This window comes from Sporosarcina soli (genome assembly GCF_042655805.1).
In the GTDB taxonomy this organism is placed as follows: Bacteria; Bacillota; Bacilli; order Bacillales_A; family Planococcaceae; genus Sporosarcina; species Sporosarcina soli.
The window spans coordinates 100,206-127,201 of record NZ_JBHSNO010000005.1; the positions used below are offsets into that span (position 1 = coordinate 100,206).

The window sequence follows — 26,996 nt, forward strand, 5'->3', positions numbered from 1 at the left end:
CCTCCCTATTTCCCTTTATACTGAAAGCTGCGTTTTTCCTCAACCGCTCATAACCCTTCCAATCACTGATTCATTCGTTAGACACCAGCTTTTCGGTTTTCTTGGCAGTTAGCCGCTTCAATCTCCATTTGGCGGCTCTTCAATTTTTCACCCCGGATGTTTTCAATAAGCCGAGCTGATGTCATCACGTCATCGACATCGACTCCGGTTTCGATTCCCATTTCATGGAGCATATACAATAAATCCTCGGTTGCGACATTGCCGGAAGCCCCTTTGGCGTATGGACAGCCGCCCAATCCTCCGAGCGCGCTATCGAAAATCGTAATGCCCATTTCAAGCGATTTCACAATATTAGCGAGCGCGGTTCCTCTCGTATCATGAAAATGCATGGCGAGCTGATTCGCACTAAAATGTGGCAGCAATTCCTCGAGCAATCGTTCCACTTGTGTAGGGACGCCGACGCCGATTGTATCGCCTAAAGACAGTTCATCGATTCCCATGGAGAAAAGGCGATCGGCCACTGTTCTAACTTGCGCGGGTGCAACCGCTCCTTCATACGGGCAGCCGATCACGGTTGACAAATAGCCTCTCACTGTCTTGCCCGCCGCTCTCGCTTCCTTTACAACCTCTTCCAAGATTGGATACGTTTCTTCTATGGTTTTATTAATATTGTTTCGATTATGCGCCTCGCTCGCTGACATAAAAATGCTCACTTCATCGACTTCGACGTTCAATGCCCGTTCCAAGCCTTGCAAATTCGGGACGAGAGCGGCATACGTGACGCCCTGCTTCCGGCGGATATTCTTCAATACTTCTGCAGCATCGGCCAGCTGCGGAATCCATTTCGGATGGACAAAGGAACTTACTTCTATATACGAAAGTCCTGATTCGGAGAGCGAATCGATCCATGTAATTTTGTCCGCTGTTGATATGGACTGTTTTTCATTTTGCAAGCCATCTCGCGGACCGACTTCTTTAATCGTGACAGACGTTGGTAGTTTCAATGATACAACCTCCTATTCAATCTCAACGAGGACATCCTCGTCATTGACGAAATCCCCTTCTTGAATATGGATCTTCTTGACAATACCGTCCTTCTCAGCGGCAATCGGAATTTCCATCTTCATCGATTCCAAGATGATGATATCTTGTCCTTCCTTCACTTCCTCCCCTTCCGCCACCAATACTTTCCAGACACTTCCTGCCATACTCGCTGCAATGTTCGTCATGTTCATTTCCCCCTCATTGATCGATAAAGTTCGGTTGTCGCTTTTGGATAAAAGCCTCGACACCCTCTTTTACATCTTTCGTCTGGAATACTTGACCGAAATAGTCCGCTTCGGTCACCAATCCTTCTTGAAGCGTTTGCTCATAGCCGACATCAATCGATTGCTTGGCAAATGTAATGGGTTGCGAAGAATGGTTGCAAATCTTCTCTGCTATTTCCAGCGCTTTTCCTAGCGCTTTCCCTTGCGGCACGACATGATTGACGAGGCCGATTCGTTCAGCTTCTACAGCTGAAATTGATTCCCCAGTGAAAATCATTTCTTTTGCCCTTGCTTTACCGATCAAGCGCGGTAACCTTTGTGTACCGCCAGCCCCTGGGAATAATCCTAATTTCACTTCAGGTAATCCGATTATGATCTGTTCCTCCGCAATCCGAATATCACAGCTTAAAGCCAGTTCACATCCTCCGCCTAAAGCGAGTCCGTTAATGGCGGCGATGGTCGGATGTGGCAGCTGTTCGAGCTTATTAAGCGGTTCTTGAAGCCAAAGCGCTTTCTGTTTCGCTTCTTCCACCCCTTGCCCGATCCACGCCGGGAATCCTTTGATATCCCCTCCGGCAACAAAAGCCCTCTCCCCTCCACCGGTTAGAATGACGGCTTTCACGTCCGGATGACGTTCGATTTCATCCACAACTTCGTTCAATTGTTCAATGACAGCGGCGCTTAAAACATTGACCGGAGGATTGTCAATAACGATTTTTGCAATATTCTTTTCCAGGGACCATGCTACAACACGGACTTTTTGCATTGGCTTACCTCCTTATGCTTCTAGTTTCTCTTCACTGAAATCTTGCCGTAAAATATATTTCTGGATTTTGCCGGAAGGTGTTCGTGGCAATTCATCGACGAATACGACCTTCCTCGGCTTTTTATAGCTCGCTACATGTTGTACACAATAACGAATGACTTCTTCCTCCGTCAGTTGGGAACCTTTCTTTTTAACGACAACCGCGCACACCGCTTCGATGTATTTCGGATCAGGTATACCGACGACGGAAACTTCTTGAATGTCTTCATGGCGGTAAAGGATATCCTCGATTTCAGCAGCATAAATGTTCTCCCCGCCGCTACGGATCATATCTTTTTTCCTTCCCGCAATCGTTAAGTATCCATCCTGATCGAACTTCCCTAAATCACCCGTTTTACACCAACCGTCTACAAACGTTTCCATCGTCGCTTTTGGATTTCGCCAATAGCCTACTGACACGGCCGGACCTTTAATCGCGATTTCCCCTACTTCACCAACAGGCAACCTATTGCCATGGTCATCAATGATCTTGATCTCCGTGAGCGGCATCGGCTTGCCAACCGTTTGACCTTTTGTAAAACCGTCTTGCGGATCGAGCGATGCAGCGATTGGTGTCCCTTCCGTCAATCCATACACTTGTACAACTCCGACATTCGGATACAGCTGTTTCAATCGTTCGAGAGCAGATGGCAATAACGGATCCCCACCTGTGTAAATCGTTCGAAGCTTTTCTAACTTGTACTGATCAATGTCCGTAGCGTTCAGCATTTCGTAAATCATAAATGGAAATAAAAAGCAATCGGTCACATCCTCCTGTTCAATTACCGATAGAATTCGCCCGATTTCAAATCCTTGACTCTTCGTAATGACCAGTGTTCCACCCATCATGAGAACGGGCAGCCCAATGTCTTCCATCGCTCCTACATGATAAAGCGGACCCGTTGTCATGCCTATTTCCTGCCCCGTGAATTTCCATTTCAACGATTGGATAGCTGAAAACCACAGGGTCGTGTCATGTGTCCAAATTGCACCTTTTGGTCTTCCCGTTGTCCCCGATGTATACATCAGCATGACCGGATCGCTTAACTTAACGTTCTGTTCGGGCACTTCTTCCGCCGAACCGTCTTCCAACAGTCGCCAAGGTTGAGACCATTCCGGAATCGGTTCCTGTTCATTCTCGAGGCAAATATATTGTTCCACAGCCACTTGTTGACGTATTTTATCCAATTCACTCGCCAAATTCGAATGGAAACATAATACTTTCGCTTGGGAATCATTAAGGGCATATGTGAGTTCCCCACTTGAAAGCCGGAAGTTTAAACGCACCGCAATGGCTCCGATTTTCGCAACTGCAAAATAGACCCCGAAGTATTCCAGGCAGTTATACAGCAAGACCCCCACTCGATCTCCTTTTTGAACGCCTAATTCACGAAGCTGATTGGCATAGCTATTCGATATACGATGGAGGTCGGCGTATGTCCAACTTCTCCCCATCTCTTCTTTTAAGGCGATTTTTTCCCAAGTTGCCGGATGGAGCCCATTCGCCATCTTTCTCGTAAACAGTCCAACATCCACTGGATTTCCCCCTTTCGTTTCTCACTATTTCTATAAGCAAGTTTTATGCCAAATCAAAATATATTGAATTATCAACGTTATTAAACTTTTAGCAGTACAAATACTGATTCCATTTTTCAGGAATCCGGAAAAGGATCCGATTTCCACATGCCATAAATCGTTACTGATTCAGCGAGATCTATACCGGAAAAGTGGATCGTATGCGGTTTTTCTTCACTTATACAGATGGATAGATGAGCAAAATAAAAAAATCCGGAAATCCGGAAATTTTTCCGGAATTCCAGATTGCTGTTATTCAATCAGTTGATATTTTTTAATTTTCTCGTAAATAGTAGAGTTGCCAATTCCAAGCATCATCGCAGCTTTATTCCTATCGTATTGGCAATTCTTTAGCGCCCGTTCAATGGCCTTCTTTTCAGTCTCTTCCACGATTTCTTTCAATGTTTTTTTCTGTATTCCCCTTGTTTCTTTCGTCAAATAGTCAGGCAGGTCTGTCATTTCAATGAGACTATCACTCGACAAATGGACGCTGGCATTTAGGATATTTTCTAATTCCCTAATATTCCCCGGCCAGTTATACCGTTGGAATAATGCGAGCACGTCTTCCTGAACGCATTGCACCCGTTTTCCGATTCTGGACGTTATTTTTTCAAGAAAATGCTGGACAAGAATCGGAATATCTTCGGTTCTATCACGTAAAGGTGGAACCATTAATTGCACGGCATTGATCCGATAAAATAAGTCCTCACGAAACTCCCTGTTTTCAATCATTCTTTCCAAAGGGCGATTCGTTGCAGCTACGATCCGGACATCCACTTTTTGAGATTGAAGGGAGCCGACCGGTTCCACCTCCCCTTCTTGAAGAACACGCAACATCTTTACTTGCATGCGTTGGGGCATATCTCCAATCTCATCCAGAAACAAAGTTCCACCATCCGCCAATTGAAATTTGCCGATTTTCCCGCCTTTTTTTGCTCCTGTAAAAGCACCTTCTTCATAGCCAAATAACTCAGATTCGATTAAAGGTTCCGGAATCGCACCACAATTTACACTGACAAATGGTTTTTGACTACGCGAACTGAGTTGATGAATGCTTTGGGCAATAATTTCCTTCCCTGTCCCGCTTTCTCCCCTGACTAAGATGGAAATATCCCCTTCGGCCACTCTTTTAATACGTTCTTTCAATTCTATTATTGCGTTGGAGTTCCCTTTCAAATCATGTATTGTATAGTTGATTCCACTTGTTGGTTCGTCCTCGGGATGATAAAGATTGTTCCTTGCCAATAATTCTTTTATATTATTATTCATTTCCTTCCAATCATGAAGATCACGGAATAGGATTGTCCCTATCGCACCGATGATTTCTTTATTTTCGATAATGGGAATCCGATTTGCGATGACGAAACTACCGCGTAGAAACTGTAAATCCGCCATTTCCGATTGACCGGTTTGAACGACAAGATGCATCCTTGTATTTTCAATCAGATTTGCGACATACTCCCCAATGACATCTTCCCGATTCACTTCTAGGAACTCGCAATATTGGTTACTCATATACTGGATTTTCCCATTCCGATCCACAATGACCGTTCCATAATTGGCACTTTCAAATACGATATCAAGCAATTGATGATTAAAGAACTGTTCGGAAATCATGTGATGTCTCCCTTCTCCCATTCACCTCTTCTCTAACTATTTTACACGATATCCGAACCTTCGCAAAATAGGAAAAAATTATCCATTCTCCTATGGACATAACACGATTATTTTGTAAGGCGTCGTTTGGGCAGGTATACTTCTAGTCGTCGCACCAAAGACCACAATCAAATTCCGATTGGCAGGATCCCCCCTAAAGGCCTGCCCGTTTTGGAGGACGATTGGTGTATTGGGAGAAAGATTCAATTGCAACATCCCATCACTACTGACGAGTTGTCTGTTGAAATAATCGACTTTCACATTTTGATACGGATGGTCCTTGGCCATAACAAGAGCTCGATATTGCGGAGGATAAATGAGGGGCACAGGGGCGTTTGCATCATAAAATCCAGTGATCCGATCCCCGACTGCCACTATTGACTGATCCACAAAATAAGTCGTAGGCGACACGACAAAATTGACGATATTTCCATAACCGTTATCTACCGTAAATAATGTATAACAACCTTCACTGCCGGCATTTTGTCCGATTGGAAAATCACTGATCGACGTGACAGTCCCACTAAACGATAAAAAACTGACCATACTTTTCCTCCTATCCAAATGAGCCTCTATCTAGATTATTCAAAGGCCAACAAAGCGTGAAAATGAAGTGCCACATCTATAAAAAAATGAAGCACACCGCTTCTTAGCGATGCGCTTCATTCTAATCAATTACGCCTCGGCGTAATTGCGTCCAGATTTTGAATTGCGAATCGAACAGCGAAGGGTTCGATTTGCCGTATTTCTGCGTTCTTTGCAGAAATTAAGGCACTTAGATAAGCACAATTAACTCCCTTCAAAATCTGTGACATCCGCCGGAGGCTTAGGCCAACAGGATGTTGGTCACTCAGGCGTTGCCAATCAAACAGCGGAGGGTTTGATTTGCCGTATTTCTGCGTTTTTTTGCAGAAATTAAGGCACTTTCCTTTTAGGACGTCGCGCACTTAGACTGCCTTCCATTATTCGTTCAGCTGGAGTTTGAACATTCGCTGAACAGGAAACAAAACCGCATTCATCTCGCTATCTATAGAAGTGAGAGTTTTCTAGCTGACGCTTTACTTTCAGTACAAAAACATTTGCTGAATCAAGTTAAAATTCCTCATAAACAGCCGGATCCTGATTTTTCAATCGCCCATCCGGACGCGTCAACGTTGCGATTCTCTCCATCTCTTCATCATTTAGGGTGAAATCGAAAATCGAGATGTTTTCCAGTTGGCGTTCTGGAGAGGCGGACTTTGGAATCGGAACGGCTCCCAGTTGTGTATGCCAACGTAAAATCACTTGCGATATCGACTTGCCATGCTGATCGGCAATCTGTTGAAGCATTTCGTTTTCAAGCAGTTCATTGGCCCGGGCAATCGGACTCCAAGATTCAGTCACCACATTATGTTTCTCATGCAATTGCCGTTGTTCTTTTTGGTTGAAAAAAGGATGCAATTCGATTTGGTTGAGGCTCGGCAGTTCACCCGTTTCTTTCTGTAGTCGCTCCAAATGTTCAGGAAGGAAATTACATACACCGATGGATCGGATGAGTCCTTGTTTTTTTGCCTCAATCAATGCCTGCCAAGCCTCCACATACAGACCTTGCTTCGGATTTGGCCAATGAATCAGATAAAGATCATAATAATCTAGATTAGCACGATATAAGGATTCTTGGATTGTGACCATCGCTTTGTCATACGTTTGGTAACGCCCCGGCAGTTTAGAAGTGATCCGCAATCTTTCCCGAGGTACCGAGCTCCGTCGAACCCCTTCCCCTACCGTTCCTTCATTTTCATAGTTATAGGCAGTATCGATCAGCCGATAGCCAAGATCGATGGCATGCTTAATCGCATTCGCGCCTTCATTTCCATTCAGCTTATATGTACCTAACCCTACTGCAGGCAACGTTAAGCCGTCATTTAATCGTATTTCTGGGATTGCTTGATTCATATTCTCTTTCCCCTTTCCTTTATAATGTAAAGGTATCATCTATCTATCTAACAATTCAAATAGTTGAATTCTTTATCTATTCATCGAGAAAAACCTCCGCCCATGACGAGTTCGTCATAGAAGGAGGTTTTCCTGTTAAGAAGGCTTCTTATGTGTGATTCTAGATGCAAATTGAGGGTTGAATTCCTCGGACGCGACTTAGAATCTGCCGTGTTCAATCTCTTGGTACAAATGTTTTACAATCGGTTTCTTCACTGCTCGTTGCCTTTTTACCTTTTTGGCTGACAACGTAAATCGATTTGGCGCTACATTTATTGCCTGAGCTCCAATATTTACAGTTGTTCACTTCACAAAGAATTTCTTGAGCCACGGCTTCACACCTCCTTTTTTGTAGGATGCACAAGATCGCGAGAAAAAATACTTTTTATGCGCCAGGTAAAGCCATCCTTTCTTTTCGTATGGTATGATGGACAAGGTTCAAAAAAGAGGTTCGCAAACTCCCTCTATAAAAAACTAAGGAGATGTAGATATTGAAAAATGAAAAAGCGGTCGTCGTCTTTAGTGGCGGCCAAGACAGTACGACATGCCTGTTTTGGGCATTGGACAATTTCCGGGAAGTCGCAACTGTAACGTTCGACTACGGACAACGCCATTCGGATGAAATCGAATGTGCAAGGAAAATAGCGGAGGAACTCGGTGTCTCGTTCAAAGTGCTTGATATGCAATTAATCAATCAATTGTCAGCCAATGCCTTGACACGGGATGACATCGAAGTGACCGAAGTGGATGGCGAATTACCGTCGACATTCGCCCCCGGAAGAAATCATCTGTTCCTTTCTTTCGCAGCTGTCTATGCAGATGCGATCGGCGCACGACATTTGATCACCGGTGTCAGTGAGACGGATTTTAGCGGCTATCCGGATTGCCGTGATAATTTTATCAAATCATTAAATGTAACGTTGAATTTGGCAATGGATGGGCGCTTTGTCATTCATACACCGTTAATGTGGCTCGATAAGTCAGAAGTATGGGCTTTGGCGGACAAACTTGGTGCACTCGATTTTGTACAAGAGAAAACACTCACGTGCTACAACGGGGTTCCGAGCTCAGGTTGTGGGGAATGCCCGGCATGCGTGTTGCGTAATGAAGGTCTCGCGACATATTTATCTCAAAAGTCTGCAGGTGTTGCCAAATGATGCAGCAATTTTACCCACAAGTCCAACATAGCTATCGATTTGAATTAAACAAAGATATGCATTTTTCGGCGGCTCATTTCATTCCCGATGAAGATGCTGGGAAATGCCAAGTGATGCATGGCCATACGTACCATATCAATGTGACCATTGGCGGAAATGAATTGGATCCGCTCGGTTTTTTAATCGACTTTAAACAATTGAAAGACTTGATCCATAAAAAGTATGACCATTCTGTATTGAATGATCATCCCGAATTCCAACATCGCTTTCCGACAACAGAGATATTGGCAGAAACGATTTGGACGACCATTCAAGATGTGCTACGGACAAGGGAAAATCGTCCGGTTTGCCTGCAAGTGATCGTTCGGGAAACGCCGACCAGCTATGTTATCTACCGTCCAAGACAGGAGGATTTGCTATGAAAATTCCTGTAATGGAAGTATTCGGTCCGACGATCCAAGGCGAAGGGATGGTCGTGGGGCAAAAAACGATGTTTGTCCGTACGGCAGGCTGTGATTATTCCTGTTCTTGGTGTGATTCCAGTTTCACATGGGATGGAACAGGCAAAAGCGTCTCGAAACGGCCGCCGGAAATCATCGAAGAACTAAAAGCGATTGGCGGACAATTGTTTTCACATGTAACGATCTCAGGAGGAAATCCAGCGTTGCATAAAGGAATCGGGGAGCTCGTCGACCTTTGTCATGCAGAAGGATGGAAAGTCGGGGTCGAAACACAGGCTTCGTTCTGGCAAGATTGGTTATTGAACATCGATGATATTACGCTGTCTCCGAAACCACCAAGTTCAGGGATGATAACGGATTTTAGCAAACTGGACCGATTCCTGGAAAAACTAGCAGATGCAAACGCCAGCCTGAAAATCGTCATTTTTGATGAGGACGACTTCAAATTTGCGGAAGAGGTCCATCTCCGTTACCCGACAGTCCCTTTCTTTTTACAAACCGGTAACGACGACATCACCACAACAGACGACGCCTTCCTCGTACCGAAATTACTGCACCGCTACGAATGGCTCATTGAACTGGCTGTCAACTCCCCCGTCATGAACGATGCCAAAGTGCTCCCGCAATTGCATGCTTTGGTGTGGGGAAATAAGCGTGGCGTGTAATATTATAATTGTAAATAAATGAAAAAGGTGCTGTCCCCGAAGTCGTTTTTAGACTTGGGATACAGCACCTTTTCTTCACTAATTCATGGTTGTTCAGGATATTGCTTCCGTAAAAATTCTACAGATGCTGTGATCAATTCTTTTAACACATCCGTATCGATATCGTCCAATTTGTTAATATAGACGCATGCTTTTCCCGTCGTATGTTTTCCGAATCGCGCCAACAAGCTTTCCCGTTCTGTTTCCCCCGGCGCGAAATACAAGCTGATTTTCGCTTTTCGCGGAGAAAATCCGACTAACGGTGCATCCCCTTCATGCCCGGTTTTATAGACGTAATGATAGGAACCGAATCCGATGATACTCGGCCCCCACATTTTAGCTTCGTAACCCGTTGCTTCTTTAAAAAGTTCGAGCAATCGGTATGCATCTTCCCGTTTTTTAGGACTCTCCACATTTTCAATGAATTCGATGACACTTGCGTCTGTTTCCTTCGTCTTTTGTTCGTACATGCCCTTTTCACTCCCATCTGATTTCATAATTCTGTTCCATTCATCATAGCATGTCTTCTAAACGATAAAAAACAGCCATGCATGGCTGTTTTTTATCTTCTATTATCTTCATTCAGCAAATCTTTTTGTACTGAAAGCGAAGCGTCAGCTACTCACCTCTATAGATAGCGAGATGAATGCGGTTTTGTTTCCTGTTCAGCGGGTGTTCAAACTCCAGCTGAACGAATAATGGAAGGCAGTCTAAGTGCGCGACGTCCTAAAAGGAAAGTGCCTTAATTTCTGCAAAGATCGCAGAAATTAAGGCAAATCGAACCCTCCGCTGTTCGATTCGCAACGACTGCATAACCTACATCCTGTAGGCCCGCGGATGTCACAGATTTTGAAAGGAGTTAATCGAGCAAGCTCGATTCAAAATCTGGACGCAATTACGCCAAGACGTAATTGATGTTTAACAAACGCCGACTTCTTCCAACACAGCAGCTTTCCTATCGACAATCGACTGAACTTCTGTCCCATCGAGCGTTTCTTTTTGCATTAACGCCTCGACTAACTGTTCGAACTGGGAAGCATTTTCCTGTAATAAAGTTTCTGTTTTCTGAAGGGCATTTCCGAAAATTTGTTGCATTTTCGCTTCTTTTTCACCTTTATTGAACGTTAATGTAAAACCGTCTTCCAAAAGACCCGTGTCAACCATCCGCTCAATGATATCTTTCGCTTGCTGAACATCGCCACTGACACCGATGCTATGTTCACCCAAATATAGACGCTCCGCCACACCACCCGCGAGAATCATGCTCACTTGGTCTAGCAATTCGCTGAATGTGGAAAGATGAAGCTCTTTTTGCAGTGGCGCGACATAGCCGAGCGCTTGCCCGCGTGGAATGATCGTCGCTTTCCGGACCGAACCGGGTTTGGTGATCGCTGCGATGAGCGCGTGACCGGATTCGTGAATGGCCACTCTTCTTTTAGTCTCTGGATCATTCATCGTACGGGAAGTGCTTCCCAAAATCGTGCGGTCGATCGCAAAATCCAAATCGCTTTTATCGATTTCTTGACGTCCATCACGGATCGCCCTTCTGCTCGCCGTTTCAAATAGGGAGCTAAGCTCAGCACCGGAAAAGCCGGATGTACTTTCAGCCAACGTATCCAAAGAGGCGACGACATCTGCTGCCAACAACTTGCCTTTCGCATGGATATCAATGATTTCCCTTCTACCCGTCGTGTCAGGCAAAGGCACTTGGAATGAATAATCAATCCGCCCCGGACGCAAGAACGCGTCATCGAGCATATCCTTCCGATTCGTTGCCGCGATGAACAGAATACCGTCATTATCACTACCACCATCCAGCTGGACAAGCAATTCCGTCAGCGTTTTCTCTGCTTCTTCTCCGCCATGCGCTTTCCGCTTTGCCGCAAGGGCATCCACTTCATCGATAAAGATGACGGCAGGTGTTTGCTTTCTTGCATTTTGAAACAATGTGCGCACTCGTGATGCTCCGACACCGACAAACAGTTCTGTAAAAGCCGCACCGCTCGATGAAAAGAAAGTGGCGCCGATTTCGCGTGCCATCGCTTGCGCTAACAACGTTTTCCCGGTACCAGGCGGTCCGTACAATAGAATCCCTTTCGGTGCTTCGATGCCTAGTTGTGTAGAACGTTTAGGATCTTTAATGATGGATAAAGTTTGGTGGATCTCTTCTTTCATTTCATCTGGAAGTCCACCGATATCTCGTAACGTAATATCCGGCAAAGGGGTTGCTTTGGATGCACTATTTTTCATCGTAGAGGCGCCAATGCCGATCTTCCCTTTTTTATGGAGGATGAACAAAGTAATAAGCCCCGCAATGAGGAGCCCACCCATGAGCAACCCGCCGATACCGTTTTGATCTATATATTGATAATTGATATTATATTTTTCTACTAACTGTTCAACCAATTCGCTCTGTGGACGGACTTGCGTCACATATAACGCATCATCTGTTTGCAAATAGACCGTTCCATCAGATTTTTCCCGCAAAGTTACCGGCTGACCATTCTCGGCTTGGATTGTTTGTTCCAATGCCGAAAAGGAAATCGCGGTCCCTTTATTCACACCAAAAACATACCATCCGACACTTGTTGCAATTCCAACGACTAAGAGGACCAGGACGACAATTTTTGCTGTAAATGTAGAAATAGGCTTCAAGCCTTCCCCAACTCCTTCTTTGGTATGTGTCTATTATAATAAAAAATAGGCAAATAAGATAGGGAATTTTATGGATTTATTGAATGAATCGTGAACATCTCGAGTGAATGGGGGCTCAGAAGAAAGACAGGCTGAGGTGACTTCCAACAATCTGGATTACCATGTTTTCAAGAATTGTAACGTTCGATCACGTCCAATTTCCATCAAGGCATTTTTTGTTTCCTCATCCATATCGAATTCCGTCGCACGATAACCTTCGACAGGGATAAAAATGATGTCTTTTTCATGTTTACGGGAAATATACCTGTTATCATGCGCATTCTTCATCGTGGAGAATAGTGCTTCGAACAGTTGCAATGCATTGTGTATAGGATGACCTTCCATGTCTTCAATATTTTGGCTCAATTTCAAGCCTAAGACCTGACGCTCTCGTTTTCCATGATCACCATCAAATATCCACATCGGAAAATTGCTGAGCACCCCTCCGTCGACAACGATTGTATCTCCGGAACCGACTTTCAATTTCACCGGTTCAAAGAAAAATGGAATTCCACAGCTCATGCGCATCGCACGTGCAATCGGAAAGTTTTCTGGGACGATCCCATACTGTTCCAAGTCATCCGGTAGAACAATCATCTTGCCATTCGTCAAGTCAGAAGCTACAAGCTTTAACGAACCTGGCGCAATGTCCGCAAATGTGTAAATATTTTTTTTTGCCAATTTCTCCAAAAACCAATTTTCCAATGCTTTCCCTTGGTACAGACCGAGCCGCCAATACAAGCCGAGCCATTTCATGAATGAAAATGGAAGAATCGTTCTGCGGGGATCCAGAAAAGTTGACGTATCCAACTCATCCAGCAACTCCTCGATTTCCTTGGCCGAATAACCCGCTGCTATGAAACTGGCTAAGATGGATCCTGCGCTTGTGCCGGCAACTCTCCGAAATCGATAACCTTTCTCCTCCAACACTTGATAAGCCCCCACCAGTGCAAAGCCTTTCAAACCACCTCCGGAAAATACACCATCAATAATCATGTATGACCCCTTCCCTTTTCATGATGCCTACAGATGAATGGAGTGACTTAGGAAATCATGCTCATCTCTACACAACCATTACAACTGTATGTCACAAACAAGGGTGTCAATTCATTGATAGTTTGTACGATTGAAGAATAAAAGCGCAGGGCGCCTGCCTAGTCGCGACAGGCGCCCGGAGTCTAGACGATAAAAAACGCACTGGAAATTATATTCCCAGTGCGCGGTTTTTTAGTTATGAAATACTTCCGGTATCGGACCGAATTTTCTTCGATGATAAAGTAGTGGATCCTTTACTGCTTTTTGGATATCTACAACTTCTCCAATCAAAATTGTATGATCGCCAGCATCCACTTGTTTGAATGTATTACATTGTAGAACTGCTAATGAATTGGAAAGAAGCGGGAGATTCAATTCAGATTTTGTCCATTCACATTGGCTGAATCGATTGGCCACTTTACTTGAAAATAATACACAAAGATCACTTTGATCCTCCGCCAAAATATTGACCGCGAATTGATCCGCCTTCAAAATGGAATCATAAGAAGCGCTTCTCTTATCGATGGACCATAAAATGAGCATTGGATCCAATGATACGGACGCAAAAGAATTGACCGTGAGTCCGATCGGATTATTTTGCTCGTCAAAAGCCGTAATGACCGTGACTCCTGTCGGGTAATTCCCCATCACTTCTTTGAAACTTGTAATACGATCTGCCATGATAGCCACCCCAGTACCATATTTTAAGACAACTTACTTTAGTGCTTTCTCTACTATCTTACCCTCTTATCTGCCCTTCGCCAAATATCATGATTTTACTAGTAGTCAACGCTTTCAATCCCATCGGTCCGCGCGCATGTAGCTTTTGTGTGCTAATACCAATTTCAGCCCCATATCCAAACTCGAATCCGTCTGTGAAACGGGTCGAAGCGTTATGATAGACAGCGGCAGCATCGACACGTGCAAGGAATTGCTCCGCATGCTGCTTGTTCATCGTAATGATCGCTTCCGAATGTTGCGTACCATAGCGGTTAATATGCTCAATCGCTTCCTCTACATTGGAAACGATTTTCACTCGGATCGCCAGTCCAAGGAATTCCGTAGACCAATCCTCATCGGCTACTCGTTTGACACCTGGACAGGTTTGGACAACCATCTCTTCACCGAAAACCTCAACGCCTTGTTCCTGCAATTTCGCTACTAACGCCGAACCATGTGCTGTAAACCAGTTTTTATGGATAATGATCGTTTCGATTGCGTTACAAACGGAAGGACGCTGGATTTTAGCATTCAATACAATGTTTTCCGCCATTTCAACTTCCGCCGATTCGTCGATAAATACATGGCAATTCCCTGCGCCCGTTTGAATGACCGGCACCGTCGCTTCACGGACAACCGTTTCAATAAGCGTTTTACCGCCCCTTGGAATCAATACATCCAAATAGTCATTCAGGCGGAACAATTCTTTGGCTGTTTCCCGGCTCGTATCTTCGATCAATTGCACCGCATCTTTCGGCAAATCGCTTTTTTCAAGTGCAGCGTGAATCGAATTCATCAATGCCAGATTGGAATGTTTGGCAGATGAGCTGCCTCGTAAAATGACCGCATTCCCGGTTTTGATCGCAAGCGTCGCTGCATCCACCGTAACATTCGGTCTTGCCTCATAAATCATCCCGACGACACCGATCGACACACGTTTTGTTTCGATGCGCAAACCGTTTTCTTTTTCAATTGTCTCCAGCGTTTCACCAATTGGATCATTCAGTTGGATCAGTTGCAGAATCCCTTCAGCCATTCCTTGGATCCGCTGTTCATTAAGCATGATACGGTCAAGCATCGCCTCGGATAATCCGTTTGCTTTCCCTTCCGCTAAATCTTGTTCATTCGCAGAAAGTATCATTTGGTGATCCGCTGTTAATTGCGCTGCGACTAAAGCCAATGCCGCATTTTTTTGCTCTGTCGTACAATTGATCAACTGATAGCTTGCTTGCTTTGCAGCAAGTCCTTTGCTCTTTACTTCACTCATTATATAGCCCCCATTTCAAATTTTTGCCCACCGATCCCGGTGAATGACTTCAACTGTCGATGACTGTAAATCTGCCATCAGTTCCCGATTACGTTTTTCAATCGTCTGCTTTAATTCTTCAGAGGAATAACTGACCTCCCCTTTCCCTAACAGACCATTCAAGCCGAACACTTCCACGACATCCCCTTTTTGAAATTCCCCTTTCACTTTAAAGACGCCTGCAGGCAATAAGCTTTTTCCGTTATACAAAATCGCTTGTTCCGCCCCTTCGTCCACGTACAGTTTTCCGGTAATTTCAGAATGGAGGAAGATCCATTGCCGATTCGTATTGAGCTTCGCAATAGACGGATTTGAAATATACGTACCATCTCCCATCCCTTTCACAATATCAATCAATTTATCATCACCTTTTCCAGTTCCGATAAACACCGATACTCCGAGTGAAGATGCCGTTTTGGCAGCAAGCAATTTCGATTTCATGCCGCCCGTGCCCACTTTTGAACCGTTTTCATCCGCCCCGGCCATCAATTCTTCCGTAATTTCTTCCAAATAATCAAATCGCTTGGCGGTCGGATTTGTTCGGGGATTTGACTCATATAATCCATTGATATCCGTCAAGATAATCAGCTGGTCCGCATGGAGAAAACCGCCTACGAGTGCAGATAGCATATCGTTATCACCGAAAGTCAATTCCTCGACAGAAACGGTGTCATTTTCATTGATAATTGGTAAGACGCCGCGTTCCAACAGCTCCGTCATCGTTGCAAATGCATTGCGATAACGTTCGCGATTCGAAAAATCGCTGCGCGTTAATAATATTTGTGCAGGAACAATTTTGTACGCACTAAATTTCTCAATATAGGATTGAATGAGTAGACTTTGACCGACTGCCGCCGCAGCTTGCTTTCCTTTTAACGTGAGCGGTCTCGACGGATAGCCAAGACCTGCAAAACCTGCCGCCACTGCACCTGAAGAGACAAGAATGACTTCATGCCCCGCATTTCGAAGGGCGGCAAGTGCCCCGATATGATCATCGAATTTCTGTTGATCGATTTCCCCACGATCATTCGTTAAAGAACTGCTGCCTATTTTTACGACAATCCGTTGTTTTTTCATCACGAAATCCCTACCATTTCTTATGTTTTTGCCAAATCATCGCCGATGTTGTGGAAGGCAGGATAACGAAAAAAAGCCCATCCATCCTTCTGATTAAGGACGAAAGGGCTTCACTTCCGCGGTACCACCATAATTGGATGCACGCATGCATCCCGCTTTACCCCATAACGCTGAGGGAAGCGCCTATGTTTTAGCATAGGACTCCGAAGGTAGGTTCAGCAGATTGTCTGTGGCGAAGTCTTCCAGCTTGTAAACTCCACTCTCTGGCACAGCAAATGCCTGCATACTATTCCTTCATCGACATTCGTTTGTGAAGATTTCTATTTATCATACAACAGAAACGGAATTTGTCAAGAGGGCTTCGCCTACGCATAGCCAAGACCTTTCATTCCTCCGTATCCAGTTGCCAATTATGATAGACTAAACAGTGTAAGGAGGACTCGATGATGAATGATAACGAAAAAATCCTTGGAAAAGAACGTCGAGAATTGATCATCAAAACATTGCAAGCATCCAAAAAACCGATTTCAGGTAGAGAGCTTGGTGAAATGACCAATGTCAGCCGACAAGTCATTGTTGGGGATATTACATTGCTAAAGGCGAAAAATGAACCGATCATCGCCACCAGTCAAGGGTATGTCTATATGCTGACACAAAGCGATCATGGAAAAATTGAAAAAACGATTGTCTGTCGCCATACACCTGAACAGACGGAAGAAGAACTACACATTTTCGTCGATCACGGACTCACAGTGAAAGACGTCAAGATCGAGCATCCTGTCTATGGTGATCTTAGTGCATCCATCATGGTTTCGAATCGGCATGAAGTGAAAGAGTTCATCAAAAAAGTGCGAGAAGCGAATGCCTCTTTTTTATTGAACTTATCCGAAGGTGGCACCCATCTCCACACCGTCTTGGCAGATACCGATGCTCAGCTTACCAATGCCGAAGATGCATTACGCAAAGCGGATATCCTCGTTGAATGAGGATCATCCGTTTTGCTATTTCTTGCTTCAATAAAACAACCAGACGACAATCGGGGCCATTACTGAACCAAATAATGCACTTAACGTCATCGCCACCGAACTCATCGAAGCCTCCCGTTCGCCCAACTCAAGCGCTTTGGATGTACCAAGCGCATGCGAAGACGTCCCCAAACCGATTCCGCGACCGATCGGGGTATCGATCCGAGTCCATCGCAAAAATACCGGTCCGAATAAAACACCTGTAAAACCTGCAATCATGACAAAAACAGCCGACAATGGAGCGATCCCACCTACACTTGCCGCGATTTCCATAGCAACCGGCGTCGTGATGGATTTCGGCAGTAACGTGAGAATGATCTCTTGAGAAAATCCGAAGAGCTGTGCAAACAAAGCACCACTGAAAAGGCCGGTAAAGACACCTATAGCGATACCGCCAAGCACCGGGAACACATGCAACTTCAACAAATCCTTTTGTTTATAGAGCGGTATTGCCAACGCAACAATCGCTGGTCCCAGGAACCGGTCGATCCATTGTCCACCAAGCATATAGGTATCATAGGGGATTCGGAACACGAGAAGAATCAGGATAATGAGAACCGACGAAGCAAAGGCCGGAACGAGAAACGCCCGACGATAGTTGAAATACAGCGCATTTGTCACCAAATAGAATATGACGGTCATTAAAACAAAACCAAGGGAAATGCCGATCATTTGCATGCGATCCGCTCCTTGCTCTTACGGGCGATCGTCTGGCTCACATAGCCGGAAACCCACATTGTCGCGAAAGTGCTCAGCACAATAAGCGGAATGAGTAAAATGCCTTTCCCGGTGAAGACTCCACCATAATCGATGACACCGACCGTAGCAGGAATGAAAAAAATTGGTAAATATGACAGTAAAGCCCTTGAACCCGATTCTACCCATGGTAGCTTAACAATTTTCAAGGACAACGCGGCCAACATCAGTAACAACCCGATTATACTTCCCGGTAGCGGGAGATGGAAATAACTTTGAATCCAATTCCCGACAAGCACAAAAACATATAATATGATAATTTGTAATGCTATTTTTACATATTTCAAAACTTATAACGACATCCTTTCTCTAACTATTCATATATAGACTACCATCAATTCGAATTATAATAATGCAGAGACCCGATTCCATAAATGCTAAAAGAAGAATAAAAAAATGTACACATTAAGTGTACATCTAGGGCTCCTATTTAGTGAACTCCGTATGATGGTTATCCGATCCATTTTCCTTCATTTCTTTCCCGTTTGCGTCAATTGGATCGATTGTATGTTTAAATCGATAAGCTTTATGAATAACAATGTAAATAAATATGAGCTCCACAACTAAGAAAGCAATCATAATCCAAATCCATCCCATAGTACTCAATTACTGCTCACCTTCCCGTCTAAATACTCATCAGTAATAGTCTACTACAAAGTTTTCACAATTCCTAGTTGATTGACTGAAATTACATGAATTAGTCATAATTCCCTCTTGACAATTCACCATGATGCTCAATTGCGAGCTCTATCATTCCACACTTTAATGGTCGCATCTCCAAGGACGTAAGCGTAAGTATCTGTTTCATTCCCAATCATTTTAAATAAATGATTATTAATGATAACTCCCCTCCACTATTTCCAGCACCCATTTTCTAGCCGACCTTCAGTTTCAACTGCTGGTTGGCTAGATTTTTATCAAAAAACTACTTCCAATCATCTCTTTCAAATAGCACTAACGTCCTGCAAGATGAATGATTTGACGGACATCTATCATATGATGAAGAGCGGACACGCTTTTTTGACGATCCGTGTGCTAACCATTGTCAGAAGCCAATTTCACTATTCAATTGTTTCAAAAATGTTTCCATGAAGGCATGTCGCTGTTCCGCAAGTCGCTTTCCTTCTTTTGTACTCATCAAGTCTTTTAGTAACAGCAACTTTTCATAGAAATGGGTGACGGAGGCGGTTTCCTTACTCCGATATTCGGCTTCGGACATAATTTCCCTTGCGGTTTCGTTGGCGTCATACAACTTTCGTCCCCTTGCTCCACCGAATGCAAACGCCCGGGCAATTCCGATGGCACCGATCGCATCAAGACGGTCTGCATCACGGACGATCGCTCCCTCTATGGAAGTTAGTTCTTTTGCATGACCGCCACTAAATGACACACTTTCAATGCAGGTCAACACTTGCTCAGACAGTTGCCGGTCTGCCCCGATCGTCTGTAATAGTTCGGTAGCGGTCGGTTGGTCGTCCGATTGATACTTAACATCATCGATATCATGCAACAATACGGCCAATCGGACAACTTGTGGATCGGCGTCCGATTCTTGCTGCAATATCATTTCCGCGTTCCGCAGTACACGCTCAATATGCGCGAAATCATGACTGGCATCATATTGATTGTATATTTCTTCGACGAGTTGTTCACATTTCTCTATAAGGGTATTCATCAGATCACTCCATTTGTCTGTCTATATGAAAAGTAATTGCCGTGATAGGTCAGTCAAATTAACTTACCTTTATGTAAAATTAATCAAGAAGGCGTCTGAAAATTTAGGCATATGATTGACGCAAATTGTCGATTCATGTATAGTTTAAATATCCATGCCATATGATGGATGAGACATTGAAACGCCGAGGAGGAGTATACATGTACCAGGGAAAAGTGAAATGGTTCAGCAATGACAAAGGCTATGGTTTCATCGAAGCGGATGACGGGGAAGATGTGTTCGTCCACTTTACCGGTATAGTATCAGATGGCTTTAAGTCGCTCGATGAAGGGCAATCCGTATCCTTCGAAATCATCGAAGGGAATCGTGGACCTCAGGCGGCAAATGTCTTAAAAATTGACGATGAATAATTAGATCTTAGGCGCCTGGATTTTGATTTGCACTTCAAAATTTACGGGCGCCCTATTCTTTTGTAAAATGAAGTTAAGCAGTAAATCCTAAAGAGTAAATCCCGCTGATGTCTATTGCAGCGGGATATTATTTTGTTATTTTATTTAATTCCTGTCCTAAAAACTGTAATTGCTCACCAATCGTACAAGTTGTAATACAAAATCGATGTGCACCGGTCTTCCCTTTTTCTTTGGACAATTGCCGTTTCACAAAACATTCTTCACAATAGACATCCAATATTTCAGTGATTTCATTCATCACATTGGTTTTGTTCATAACACCCTCCCATAGACACGATTCATTTATTTTAATATGCTTTGTATTAGGTTGCAACTTTCCATACGCAAACCGATAGGAACAGGACATTGTCAACAATACGTATGCCTGTCACTTTATAATTTAACCAATGGAGTTGAAAACATGCTGGAAGTATATGTGGACGGAGCGAGTGCAGGGAATCCAGGTAAGAGCGGTATTGGTATTTTTATCAAAGGGGAAGGACATCACCTTAAAATTTCCGAACGGATCGAGCCCACGAATAATCATACGGCCGAATTCCATGCATTATTACGTGGAATGGAAGAAGCAGCAAAACTGACAACAGGCATTGTCTCAGTCCGTTCAGATTCCCAAGTTGTCGTCATGGCCGTTGAAAAGGAATTCGTCAAAAATGAGCAATATAAAGATCTATTGACAAAAATTCTCGATATCGCCAAAACGTTCGATTTCTTTTTTATCAAATGGATTCCTGATGAAGAGAACCGGGCCGCAGATGCCTTGGCCAGAGCAGCCATCCATAAAAAAGAAAACTAACCTAAGCGTTAGTTTTCTTTTTCAGAACATCATATGCCCACTTTCATAAACGTGACTGTATGGTCATTCATGTCGTACAAGACCCATTCACGATCTCCAATGACAGCCCCGACGTTGACCAGCACTTGTTCCCCTGTGGCGTCATAGGGAACGCCGAATTCGATAGCTTGCTCGACGCCATCCCTCGATAAGGCTGACTGATGGCTATGCCCATAAAAAACAGGTGATGTATCCGCCTTCGCCTGGATGAGCGACCACGGTTCACCGCCCCACTGCCATTGATGGCCATGGATCACTTCTGCTTGGCCGAGCTCCAATGTCTCGGGCAAAGTGGATAGCTTTTCCCGTAGTGGGTCTTCCGTTTCCGTAATTTGAACAATTCGTTCTTCCTGATTACCCCTCACAGAAAAAAACGTCAACAATTCAGGAAATCCTTCCGGAATAACCATGACTTCTTCCAATGTCAAGAACTTTTTATTTGTTATATCCTTTTTACTGATTGTACATTCAAACAAGTCTCCTGTTCCGACCCGGATGGCTTCAGGTGCTTTCTCCGTAATATCGGCAAGCACTTTTTCCAGATCTTCTTTGGATGAATGAATATCTCCCAATAATGCGTAATTCAATGTATAGCCTCCATCATCGGTTAATAAGTTTTAATGAATAAGCCTTCCGTTTCGGACCATTCACCATATGCGATTCGCTTCAGATCAGGATACCCTTTTTTCACAAGTTCGTCCATAAGCCATTTGCGATCTTTCCCGGCAAACGCTAGCACTTCCTCCTTCACTTCACCTTCATCGATCAGGAGCACGGTCGGTTCTTCCTCTGCCGCCCCTTCTTGTAACGTACCGTTCGTTACCGGTTCGTAGCGGGCATATTGATTGACCGTCACATCTCCGTCAGGTTCTAAAAACAAATCCCGCACTTCCCGAAGCGTGAAAATTCCCTGCTTCCGTAAAGCTGTTCGCAACTGTTCCATCTCAAGATGATGCTTATTGAACTTTTTCATATCGAGTTCGCCATCACTAATCAGCTTGACAGGCTCACCTTTCAATAAAAGCCGAATCGGATTCCATTTTTTCGTCGCTCTTTCAATGAAATAGATGAGTATTGCCCATAATGCAATGGCAAACAAGAAGTGTGTAATTTTAATTTTTTCATCAAAGAGGCTTTCTTCCAAAATGCCCCCGAGCACAAGCGTATAGACGAAATCATAGGGTGTCAATTGCGCTAATTCTTTCTTGCCGAGAAGACGCACGACGACGAGCAGCGCACATAGGCCGATGACAAGTTTTAGTAAAGTATCGAGATACATCCTTTCGTAACCCCCTCAACTTACCGAGTTACAGGCTTATACCCCTTTTTACCAAATTGTATTCTTTACCCTCTCTCGACTTCGTTCCCCTCTTTTGAAATCCAATCGCTATAGCTGCCGACATACAGTCGGACCTTATCGTATCCATGCTGCTTCAACATCGCATAGAGCGGGGCTGCCGTCACACCGCTTCCGCAATAGACCGTCACTTCTTGAAAAGGAGCGACGACTTGATGCAACTCGCTTTTCACTGCCCCACCCAGTCGATAGACACCCTCGTTCTTCAGCTGTTCCCAATCGAAATTCAAGGCACCCGGAATCCGCCCGGCAATCGGATCGATCGGTTCCTGTTCGCCGCGATAACGGGCAGCAGAGCGGGCATCCAGCAAATGACTTGCCGTCTGCCCCTCCACCGTTTGTTCGACATATTGTCTTGATGCATAGATCGTCTCATTCCATTGAGGCGCCACAGCGGTCGGAGTCGGTTGTGGAAGACGGTCATCGACAGGGATGTCTGCCTCTTTCAACGCTTCAAAACCTTCCAGCGCGATAAACGCTTGTTTGAATCCCGCATATTGCAATAGCCACCAAGCACGTGCTGCAAAAGGACTGCCACCATCATCGTAGACAATGATGGAATCGTCGAGGGAAAGTCCACTTTTCCGGAAAAGTTCAGTCAGCGCTTCTTTCTCAGGCATCGGATGCCGCCCTTCTCGCTTGGTCATATCCGAAAGATCTTTTTCCAAATCCCAATAGATCGCTCCGGCTACATGACTTTCCGCATACTTGCGCTTCCCTTCCTGTGCATCCTGCAAATTGAAACGCGTATCAATCCATTTCGTTTTCTCGAAATCAACCTCACTCGCCGACTTAAATACTTCCGCCAATCAGACCAACTCCTTTATGCGTAAGCGATCATACACTTTCTTCCATTCCTCCAACTGTTCCGTCCCTTGCAACAAAGACCTTTCCGAAGCGATTTGGTTCAAGCTCTCTTTCAATAAATGCTGCCTAAGCCCTTCCGCTTCGCTATCAATCCAACTGTCCGCCCATTTGCCCAGTTCTTCTTTCTCCTGGCCAAGATAAATGGAAGCATCCTGTTTCAGCAGTTCACCGAGACGGTCTTTCAAGACGTCCCGCTCCCCTTTTTCGAAAAATGCTTTTTGGTTTTTAAACAGCTTATTGACACTGCCATAGACACCCGGATCCTCAAACGGTGTTGCAAATGTCAGCATCTCCGCTTCTTGCGGCTCATATGGGGAAGGGACGATGGAATTGTCCAAGTTGTTCAAATGGTTCAATTCGATGCGTTGTCGATCCATGATTTGCTTTTTCATGAAGTTCAGCATCCGTAAATTCGTCACTTTCAATTCCTGTGTCAAATCGAATCCAATCATCCCGACCGCTTCGGCAAGCGCCCCTTTCAATGCCCGTTCAGCCGAGTTGTTCACAAAGACAGATGGGCTATACGCCTCTTTGAAAAAATCGCTGTAACGTAGGAATACGCGTTGCAAAATGTAATAAATGAGCTCTTCCAATTCGTTATGGGTCGCTTTCGTCAACACTTCCGCAAACTGATAAGCGAAGTGGCGGCGCAATTCCCCTTCCAACTGGTTCAACTCCTCCAATCGCTCCGCTTTGCGCGTCCGGTTCGCTTCCGTACGGGAAATAAGCGAGGCCAACCGTTCGATCGTTTTCACCGTTTCTTCTTCCAGCGCCTGGACAGCGAGCCCTTTCAGATCATTCTCCAAGAAATGATGGAATTCCTTTTCAAACGGAGTCATGTGAGGATCTGCTTGACCGTTCACTTTCGCTTCAAGCGCCTGCAAACTTGAAATGCCGTGCACGCGTGGATGGCGGATGCCAAACTTTCGCAACTCATCCCCAACAAACGTTTTGACGTCTTCCGCTTCCTCTTCATTCGCCGCCAAATCGATCGCATTGACGATAAAGAACATCTTATCAAGTTCGAACGCATCTTTCACACGTCCCAATTGGACGAGAAACTCCCGATCTGCCCTTGCAAATGCATGATTATAGTACGTGACAAAAAGTATGGCATCGGCGTTGCGGATATATTCGAAAGCAACGTCAGTATGACGCGCATTGATGGAATCGGCTCCTGGCGTGTCCACCAAGGTAATTCCTTTTCTTGTCAATTCGCAATCATAATAGAAATCGATCGATTCAACGAAACAGCTTCTATCTTCCTCCGCCACAAATTTCACAAATTCATCGCGTTCCGCTTTGACGACCGTACCGAGTGCATCGCGGTACACAGGATAGCCTTTTTGGAATGCACTGATGAACGCTTTATGGATATGGAGATGCTCTTCCTGCAATTCCGTTTGGAGCGCAGCCTCTGCCTTTTGGAATGCATCTTCCAATGACAAAGCTTTTATGCCTAGCGCCTCCAATGAACGTAGGACATCCTCCGTCATCCGCTCCTCTGTTTTCAACAGGACATCCGCCGTGCAATCCTCTTTTCCGGCGGAAACCGGACGAATCCGGTTAATCGCCGCCGTTGTCGGGTTCGGGGAAACCGGCAAGACCTTTTCTCCGATCAAAGCATTGGAAAATGATGATTTTCCCGCACTGAATGCACCAAACAATGCTACAGTAAATTCCTGACCATCCAATCGATCCGCTTTTTTACGTAAATATTCCGCCGCTTCCAGAAAACCAGGGATCTTTTCCACTGCATGTGCCACTTGCATGGCCTGCTCAGCAACAGATCCAGCGTCAGCAACATCGGATTCTGCATGAGGCGATACCAATTCCTGTTCCTGTGTTGCCTCTTGTTGTGTACGATCCCCTTCATCTGTCCCACTAAATTCAAGCGTTTGCAACGTTTCACGCATATTCCACTTTTCAAGAAGGGCATCGCGCGCGATCGTCATCTGTTTTGATGGGTTAGCCATTTCTTTTTCCACGTTTTCCAGTTGCTGTTGCACTTCTTCGACTTGGAGAATTGCCATTCGTTTTTCTTCTAGAAGGCGTACTTTCTGTTCAAGGGGGCCTGATTGTTCATTTCCAGATTGGGCTGTGATGCGAGCCATTTCGTGCTTCCAGTCATCTGTCATTTTACGGAAAGCATGCTGGATAACGGTCCGCATCCGTTCGGAATAGTTCAAGACGGTATCGCCCGTGATCACTTCCGACACATTGAATTCTTTCTCCAGTTCTGCAAATGGAACCGTAAAATCCATCCCATCGATGGAGAGTGAGCGGTCATCGGTTAAAATCCCCGCTTCTTTCAAAGACTTTTTCATCAATGCCTTCAAATGGACTTCGATCTGGGCATGGACAAGTTTCCCGATATTTTCGGCTAACGCGTTTTTCCTACGTTCCCTTTCTTCCGCCGTTTTTTTGGCCCCGAATAGAAATCCGACTTTGAAACGTGAAGACAATGATTCCAAATAGTCCTTCAACAGTTCGCGTGTTTCGTATGGTGTAATCGCTGCGCTTTGCAGCAAATCGTTCTGTGCCCGATCAAAATTCGAAGCGAATGCATCTTCCGATAGTAAAGAGAGCATCTTTTCCGTCTCTGCCAGCTCCGCCAACAGTTCTTCTTTCTGATCCCATTCATCGTCTGTCATTCTGTCAGAGAAGGTGTTTTTTCGTTCTTCCAGTTCATCCGTTAGAAATTGACGATGTTCATCACGCAATTTGACAAGTGTTTGTTTCGCATTTTCCACAAACCGCTCTTGCCAGTTTTCCATCGAACCGTCAACGATCGCCTTCACTTTATTGAAATCATTATGTGCATGTGCGGCATCCTTTAATGACGTATAAAAAATCCCTTTTGGCACGACGCCCCACAGGCCAAAAGAATGTTCAACAGATTTTTTGAAATCTTCGAATGGCAGCTCGCTTTCCCGGTGTTTATCGATTTGATTGATGATTAAATAAACATTTTCGTTATAGCGCATTAGCTCTTTCGTAAAGCGGAAGTTCAATTCCGATTGCACATGGTTATAATCCATCGTATAGAAGACAAGATCCGCCAAGTGGAGTGCCGATTCCGTCGAAAGTCGATGCGCATCATCCGTGGAATCGACACCTGGCGTATCCATAACGGTGATCCCATCCGGCAATTTCGATTCTGTATGGCCGATTTCTACGAGGGAAACCGCCGCTCCGTCTTTACTGAATGATTTAATTGCCGCCGGGAAACCATGCCCTGCATATTTCGCAGCTGTTCCATCCGAGCGATGGATGATGGCATAGTCCGTTTCCGCTTTCCGCACTTTAACGATATTGGCGCTTGTCGGAATCGGGCTGGATGGCAACAGATCATCCCCAGTCAATGCGTTGATCATCGAAGATTTCCCAGCAGAAAAATGGCCGGCAAAGCCGATTGTATATTCCTTATCGATTAATTTATTGGCGAAGTATACCGTTTTCTTAAAACGTTCTTCGTCTTCATTCTGTTTGAAGAGCTGTCCATATAAGGCAGCTTGTTGCAATAGATTGTCCAATTCAGGCATGTACATTTCGATCCCTTCCTCAATTTCTCTTCCCATC

At 44.7% G+C, this 26,996-nt stretch carries 29 protein-coding genes and 1 riboswitch; of the genes, 6 read left to right on the forward strand and 23 right to left on the reverse strand.

The genetic code is table 11. The features are described from left to right. Positions 1-77 precede the first annotated feature (77 nt). From ACFPRA_RS04785 to ACFPRA_RS04820, 8 genes are all read right to left on the reverse strand, one after another. Positions 78-1,004, reverse strand: coding sequence for a hydroxymethylglutaryl-CoA lyase (locus ACFPRA_RS04785; RefSeq protein WP_381431280.1), 927 nt, complete (start codon positions 1,002-1,004; stop codon positions 78-80). A gap of 12 nt (positions 1,005-1,016) precedes the next feature. Beyond that, the gene (locus tag ACFPRA_RS04790) at positions 1,017-1,229 is read right to left on the reverse strand and encodes an acetyl-CoA carboxylase biotin carboxyl carrier protein subunit (RefSeq protein WP_381431282.1); all 213 of its coding nucleotides are present in this window, start codon (positions 1,227-1,229) and stop codon (positions 1,017-1,019) included. 13 nt (positions 1,230-1,242) lie between these two features. Then, entirely contained in the window at positions 1,243-2,034 is a 792-nt protein-coding gene (locus ACFPRA_RS04795; protein ID WP_381431284.1) for an enoyl-CoA hydratase/isomerase family protein, read from the reverse strand. Between the two features lie 12 nt (positions 2,035-2,046). Continuing rightward, positions 2,047-3,609: a class I adenylate-forming enzyme family protein gene (locus tag ACFPRA_RS04800; RefSeq protein WP_381431286.1), complete on the reverse strand. Its 1,563-nt coding sequence runs from the start codon at positions 3,607-3,609 to the stop codon at positions 2,047-2,049. A 291-nt stretch (positions 3,610-3,900) separates the two neighbouring features. Continuing rightward, complete coding sequence (locus ACFPRA_RS04805; protein ID WP_381431288.1) at positions 3,901-5,265, reverse strand: sigma-54 interaction domain-containing protein; 1,365 nt, start codon at positions 5,263-5,265, stop codon at positions 3,901-3,903. Positions 5,266-5,355: 90 nt separating this feature from the next. Continuing rightward, on the reverse strand, positions 5,356-5,850 hold the full coding sequence (locus ACFPRA_RS04810; RefSeq protein WP_381431289.1) for a hypothetical protein: 495 nt from the start codon (positions 5,848-5,850) through the stop codon (positions 5,356-5,358). A gap of 546 nt (positions 5,851-6,396) precedes the next feature. Next, on the reverse strand, positions 6,397-7,239 hold the full coding sequence (locus ACFPRA_RS04815) for an aldo/keto reductase (RefSeq protein ID WP_381431291.1): 843 nt from the start codon (positions 7,237-7,239) through the stop codon (positions 6,397-6,399). 214 nt (positions 7,240-7,453) lie between these two features. Beyond that, entirely contained in the window at positions 7,454-7,609 is a 156-nt protein-coding gene (locus tag ACFPRA_RS04820) for a DUF1540 domain-containing protein (RefSeq protein WP_239388508.1), read from the reverse strand. A gap of 109 nt (positions 7,610-7,718) precedes the next feature. Then, positions 7,719-7,762: riboswitch (PreQ1 riboswitch) on the forward strand. A gap of 7 nt (positions 7,763-7,769) precedes the next feature. Here ACFPRA_RS04820 and queC point away from each other — a divergent pair. The 3 genes from queC to queE are packed head-to-tail and all read left to right on the forward strand — an operon-like array spanning position 7,770 to position 9,561. Next, positions 7,770-8,435 (forward strand): 7-cyano-7-deazaguanine synthase QueC, encoded by a 666-nt coding sequence (gene queC / locus ACFPRA_RS04825; RefSeq protein WP_381431294.1) that lies wholly within the window; start codon positions 7,770-7,772, stop codon positions 8,433-8,435. Beyond that, positions 8,432-8,857: a 6-carboxytetrahydropterin synthase QueD gene (gene queD, locus ACFPRA_RS04830; protein WP_381431296.1), complete on the forward strand. Its 426-nt coding sequence runs from the start codon at positions 8,432-8,434 to the stop codon at positions 8,855-8,857. The genes queC and queD overlap by 4 nt, the downstream gene beginning before the upstream one ends. Further along, positions 8,854-9,561, forward strand: coding sequence for a 7-carboxy-7-deazaguanine synthase QueE (gene queE / locus ACFPRA_RS04835; RefSeq protein ID WP_381431298.1), 708 nt, complete (start codon positions 8,854-8,856; stop codon positions 9,559-9,561). The genes queD and queE overlap by 4 nt, the downstream gene beginning before the upstream one ends. An 83-nt stretch (positions 9,562-9,644) precedes the next feature. Here queE and ACFPRA_RS04840 read toward each other — a convergent pair whose 3' ends face one another. From ACFPRA_RS04840 to proB, 6 genes are all read right to left on the reverse strand, one after another. Continuing rightward, positions 9,645-10,070, reverse strand: coding sequence for a DUF1801 domain-containing protein (locus ACFPRA_RS04840; protein WP_381431301.1), 426 nt, complete (start codon positions 10,068-10,070; stop codon positions 9,645-9,647). A gap of 448 nt (positions 10,071-10,518) precedes the next feature. Continuing rightward, a complete protein-coding gene (locus ACFPRA_RS04845; protein WP_381431303.1) occupies positions 10,519-12,255 on the reverse strand; it encodes an AAA family ATPase in 1,737 nt (578 codons plus the stop codon). A gap of 156 nt (positions 12,256-12,411) precedes the next feature. Then, positions 12,412-13,290, reverse strand: a complete 879-nt coding sequence (locus ACFPRA_RS04850) for a patatin-like phospholipase family protein (protein WP_381431305.1) — start codon at positions 13,288-13,290, stop codon at positions 12,412-12,414. A gap of 231 nt (positions 13,291-13,521) precedes the next feature. Then, on the reverse strand, positions 13,522-14,010 hold the full coding sequence (locus ACFPRA_RS04855; RefSeq protein WP_381431307.1) for a flavin reductase family protein: 489 nt from the start codon (positions 14,008-14,010) through the stop codon (positions 13,522-13,524). A gap of 58 nt (positions 14,011-14,068) precedes the next feature. Beyond that, on the reverse strand, positions 14,069-15,316 hold the full coding sequence (locus ACFPRA_RS04860) for a glutamate-5-semialdehyde dehydrogenase (protein WP_381431309.1): 1,248 nt from the start codon (positions 15,314-15,316) through the stop codon (positions 14,069-14,071). Positions 15,317-15,331: 15 nt separating this feature from the next. Beyond that, positions 15,332-16,432, reverse strand: a complete 1,101-nt coding sequence (gene proB, locus ACFPRA_RS04865) for a glutamate 5-kinase (RefSeq protein ID WP_381431311.1) — start codon at positions 16,430-16,432, stop codon at positions 15,332-15,334. Between the two features lie 446 nt (positions 16,433-16,878). Between proB and ACFPRA_RS04870 the strand changes: the two genes are divergently transcribed. Next, positions 16,879-17,418 (forward strand): transcription repressor NadR, encoded by a 540-nt coding sequence (locus ACFPRA_RS04870; RefSeq protein WP_381431313.1) that lies wholly within the window; start codon positions 16,879-16,881, stop codon positions 17,416-17,418. Between the two features lie 27 nt (positions 17,419-17,445). Here the strand turns inward: ACFPRA_RS04870 and ACFPRA_RS04875 are convergent, their stop codons facing one another. From ACFPRA_RS04875 to ACFPRA_RS04890, 4 genes are all read right to left on the reverse strand, one after another. Further along, positions 17,446-18,135, reverse strand: a complete 690-nt coding sequence (locus ACFPRA_RS04875) for an LrgB family protein (RefSeq protein ID WP_381431315.1) — start codon at positions 18,133-18,135, stop codon at positions 17,446-17,448. After that, entirely contained in the window at positions 18,126-18,500 is a 375-nt protein-coding gene (locus tag ACFPRA_RS04880; protein WP_381431317.1) for a CidA/LrgA family holin-like protein, read from the reverse strand. Before ACFPRA_RS04880 ends, ACFPRA_RS04875 begins: the two co-directional genes overlap by 10 nt. A gap of 139 nt (positions 18,501-18,639) precedes the next feature. Beyond that, positions 18,640-18,819, reverse strand: coding sequence for a YtzI protein (locus ACFPRA_RS04885; RefSeq protein ID WP_381431319.1), 180 nt, complete (start codon positions 18,817-18,819; stop codon positions 18,640-18,642). A gap of 439 nt (positions 18,820-19,258) precedes the next feature. Continuing rightward, entirely contained in the window at positions 19,259-19,888 is a 630-nt protein-coding gene (locus tag ACFPRA_RS04890; protein ID WP_381431321.1) for an HD domain-containing protein, read from the reverse strand. Between the two features lie 200 nt (positions 19,889-20,088). On the opposite strand from ACFPRA_RS04890, the gene ACFPRA_RS04895 reads away from it, so the two are divergent. Then, on the forward strand, positions 20,089-20,298 hold the full coding sequence (locus ACFPRA_RS04895) for a cold-shock protein (protein ID WP_239388536.1): 210 nt from the start codon (positions 20,089-20,091) through the stop codon (positions 20,296-20,298). 127 nt (positions 20,299-20,425) lie between these two features. On the opposite strand, the gene ACFPRA_RS04900 is transcribed toward ACFPRA_RS04895, so the two are convergent. Beyond that, complete coding sequence (locus ACFPRA_RS04900; RefSeq protein ID WP_381431324.1) at positions 20,426-20,614, reverse strand: zinc-finger domain-containing protein; 189 nt, start codon at positions 20,612-20,614, stop codon at positions 20,426-20,428. Between the two features lie 144 nt (positions 20,615-20,758). Here ACFPRA_RS04900 and ACFPRA_RS04905 point away from each other — a divergent pair, with 144 nt between their 5' ends. Then, positions 20,759-21,151 (forward strand): ribonuclease HI family protein, encoded by a 393-nt coding sequence (locus ACFPRA_RS04905; protein WP_381431326.1) that lies wholly within the window; start codon positions 20,759-20,761, stop codon positions 21,149-21,151. Positions 21,152-21,180: 29 nt separating this feature from the next. On the opposite strand, the gene ACFPRA_RS04910 is transcribed toward ACFPRA_RS04905, so the two are convergent. From ACFPRA_RS04910 to ACFPRA_RS04925, 4 genes are all read right to left on the reverse strand, one after another. Further along, complete coding sequence (locus tag ACFPRA_RS04910; RefSeq protein ID WP_381431328.1) at positions 21,181-21,777, reverse strand: metallophosphoesterase family protein; 597 nt, start codon at positions 21,775-21,777, stop codon at positions 21,181-21,183. Between the two features lie 20 nt (positions 21,778-21,797). Then, positions 21,798-22,469 (reverse strand): DUF421 domain-containing protein, encoded by a 672-nt coding sequence (locus tag ACFPRA_RS04915; protein WP_381431330.1) that lies wholly within the window; start codon positions 22,467-22,469, stop codon positions 21,798-21,800. Positions 22,470-22,534: 65 nt separating this feature from the next. After that, entirely contained in the window at positions 22,535-23,356 is an 822-nt protein-coding gene (locus ACFPRA_RS04920) for a sulfurtransferase (protein ID WP_381431332.1), read from the reverse strand. Then, entirely contained in the window at positions 23,357-26,995 is a 3,639-nt protein-coding gene (locus ACFPRA_RS04925; protein ID WP_381431334.1) for a dynamin family protein, read from the reverse strand. Position 26,996: the final 1 nt, after the last annotated feature.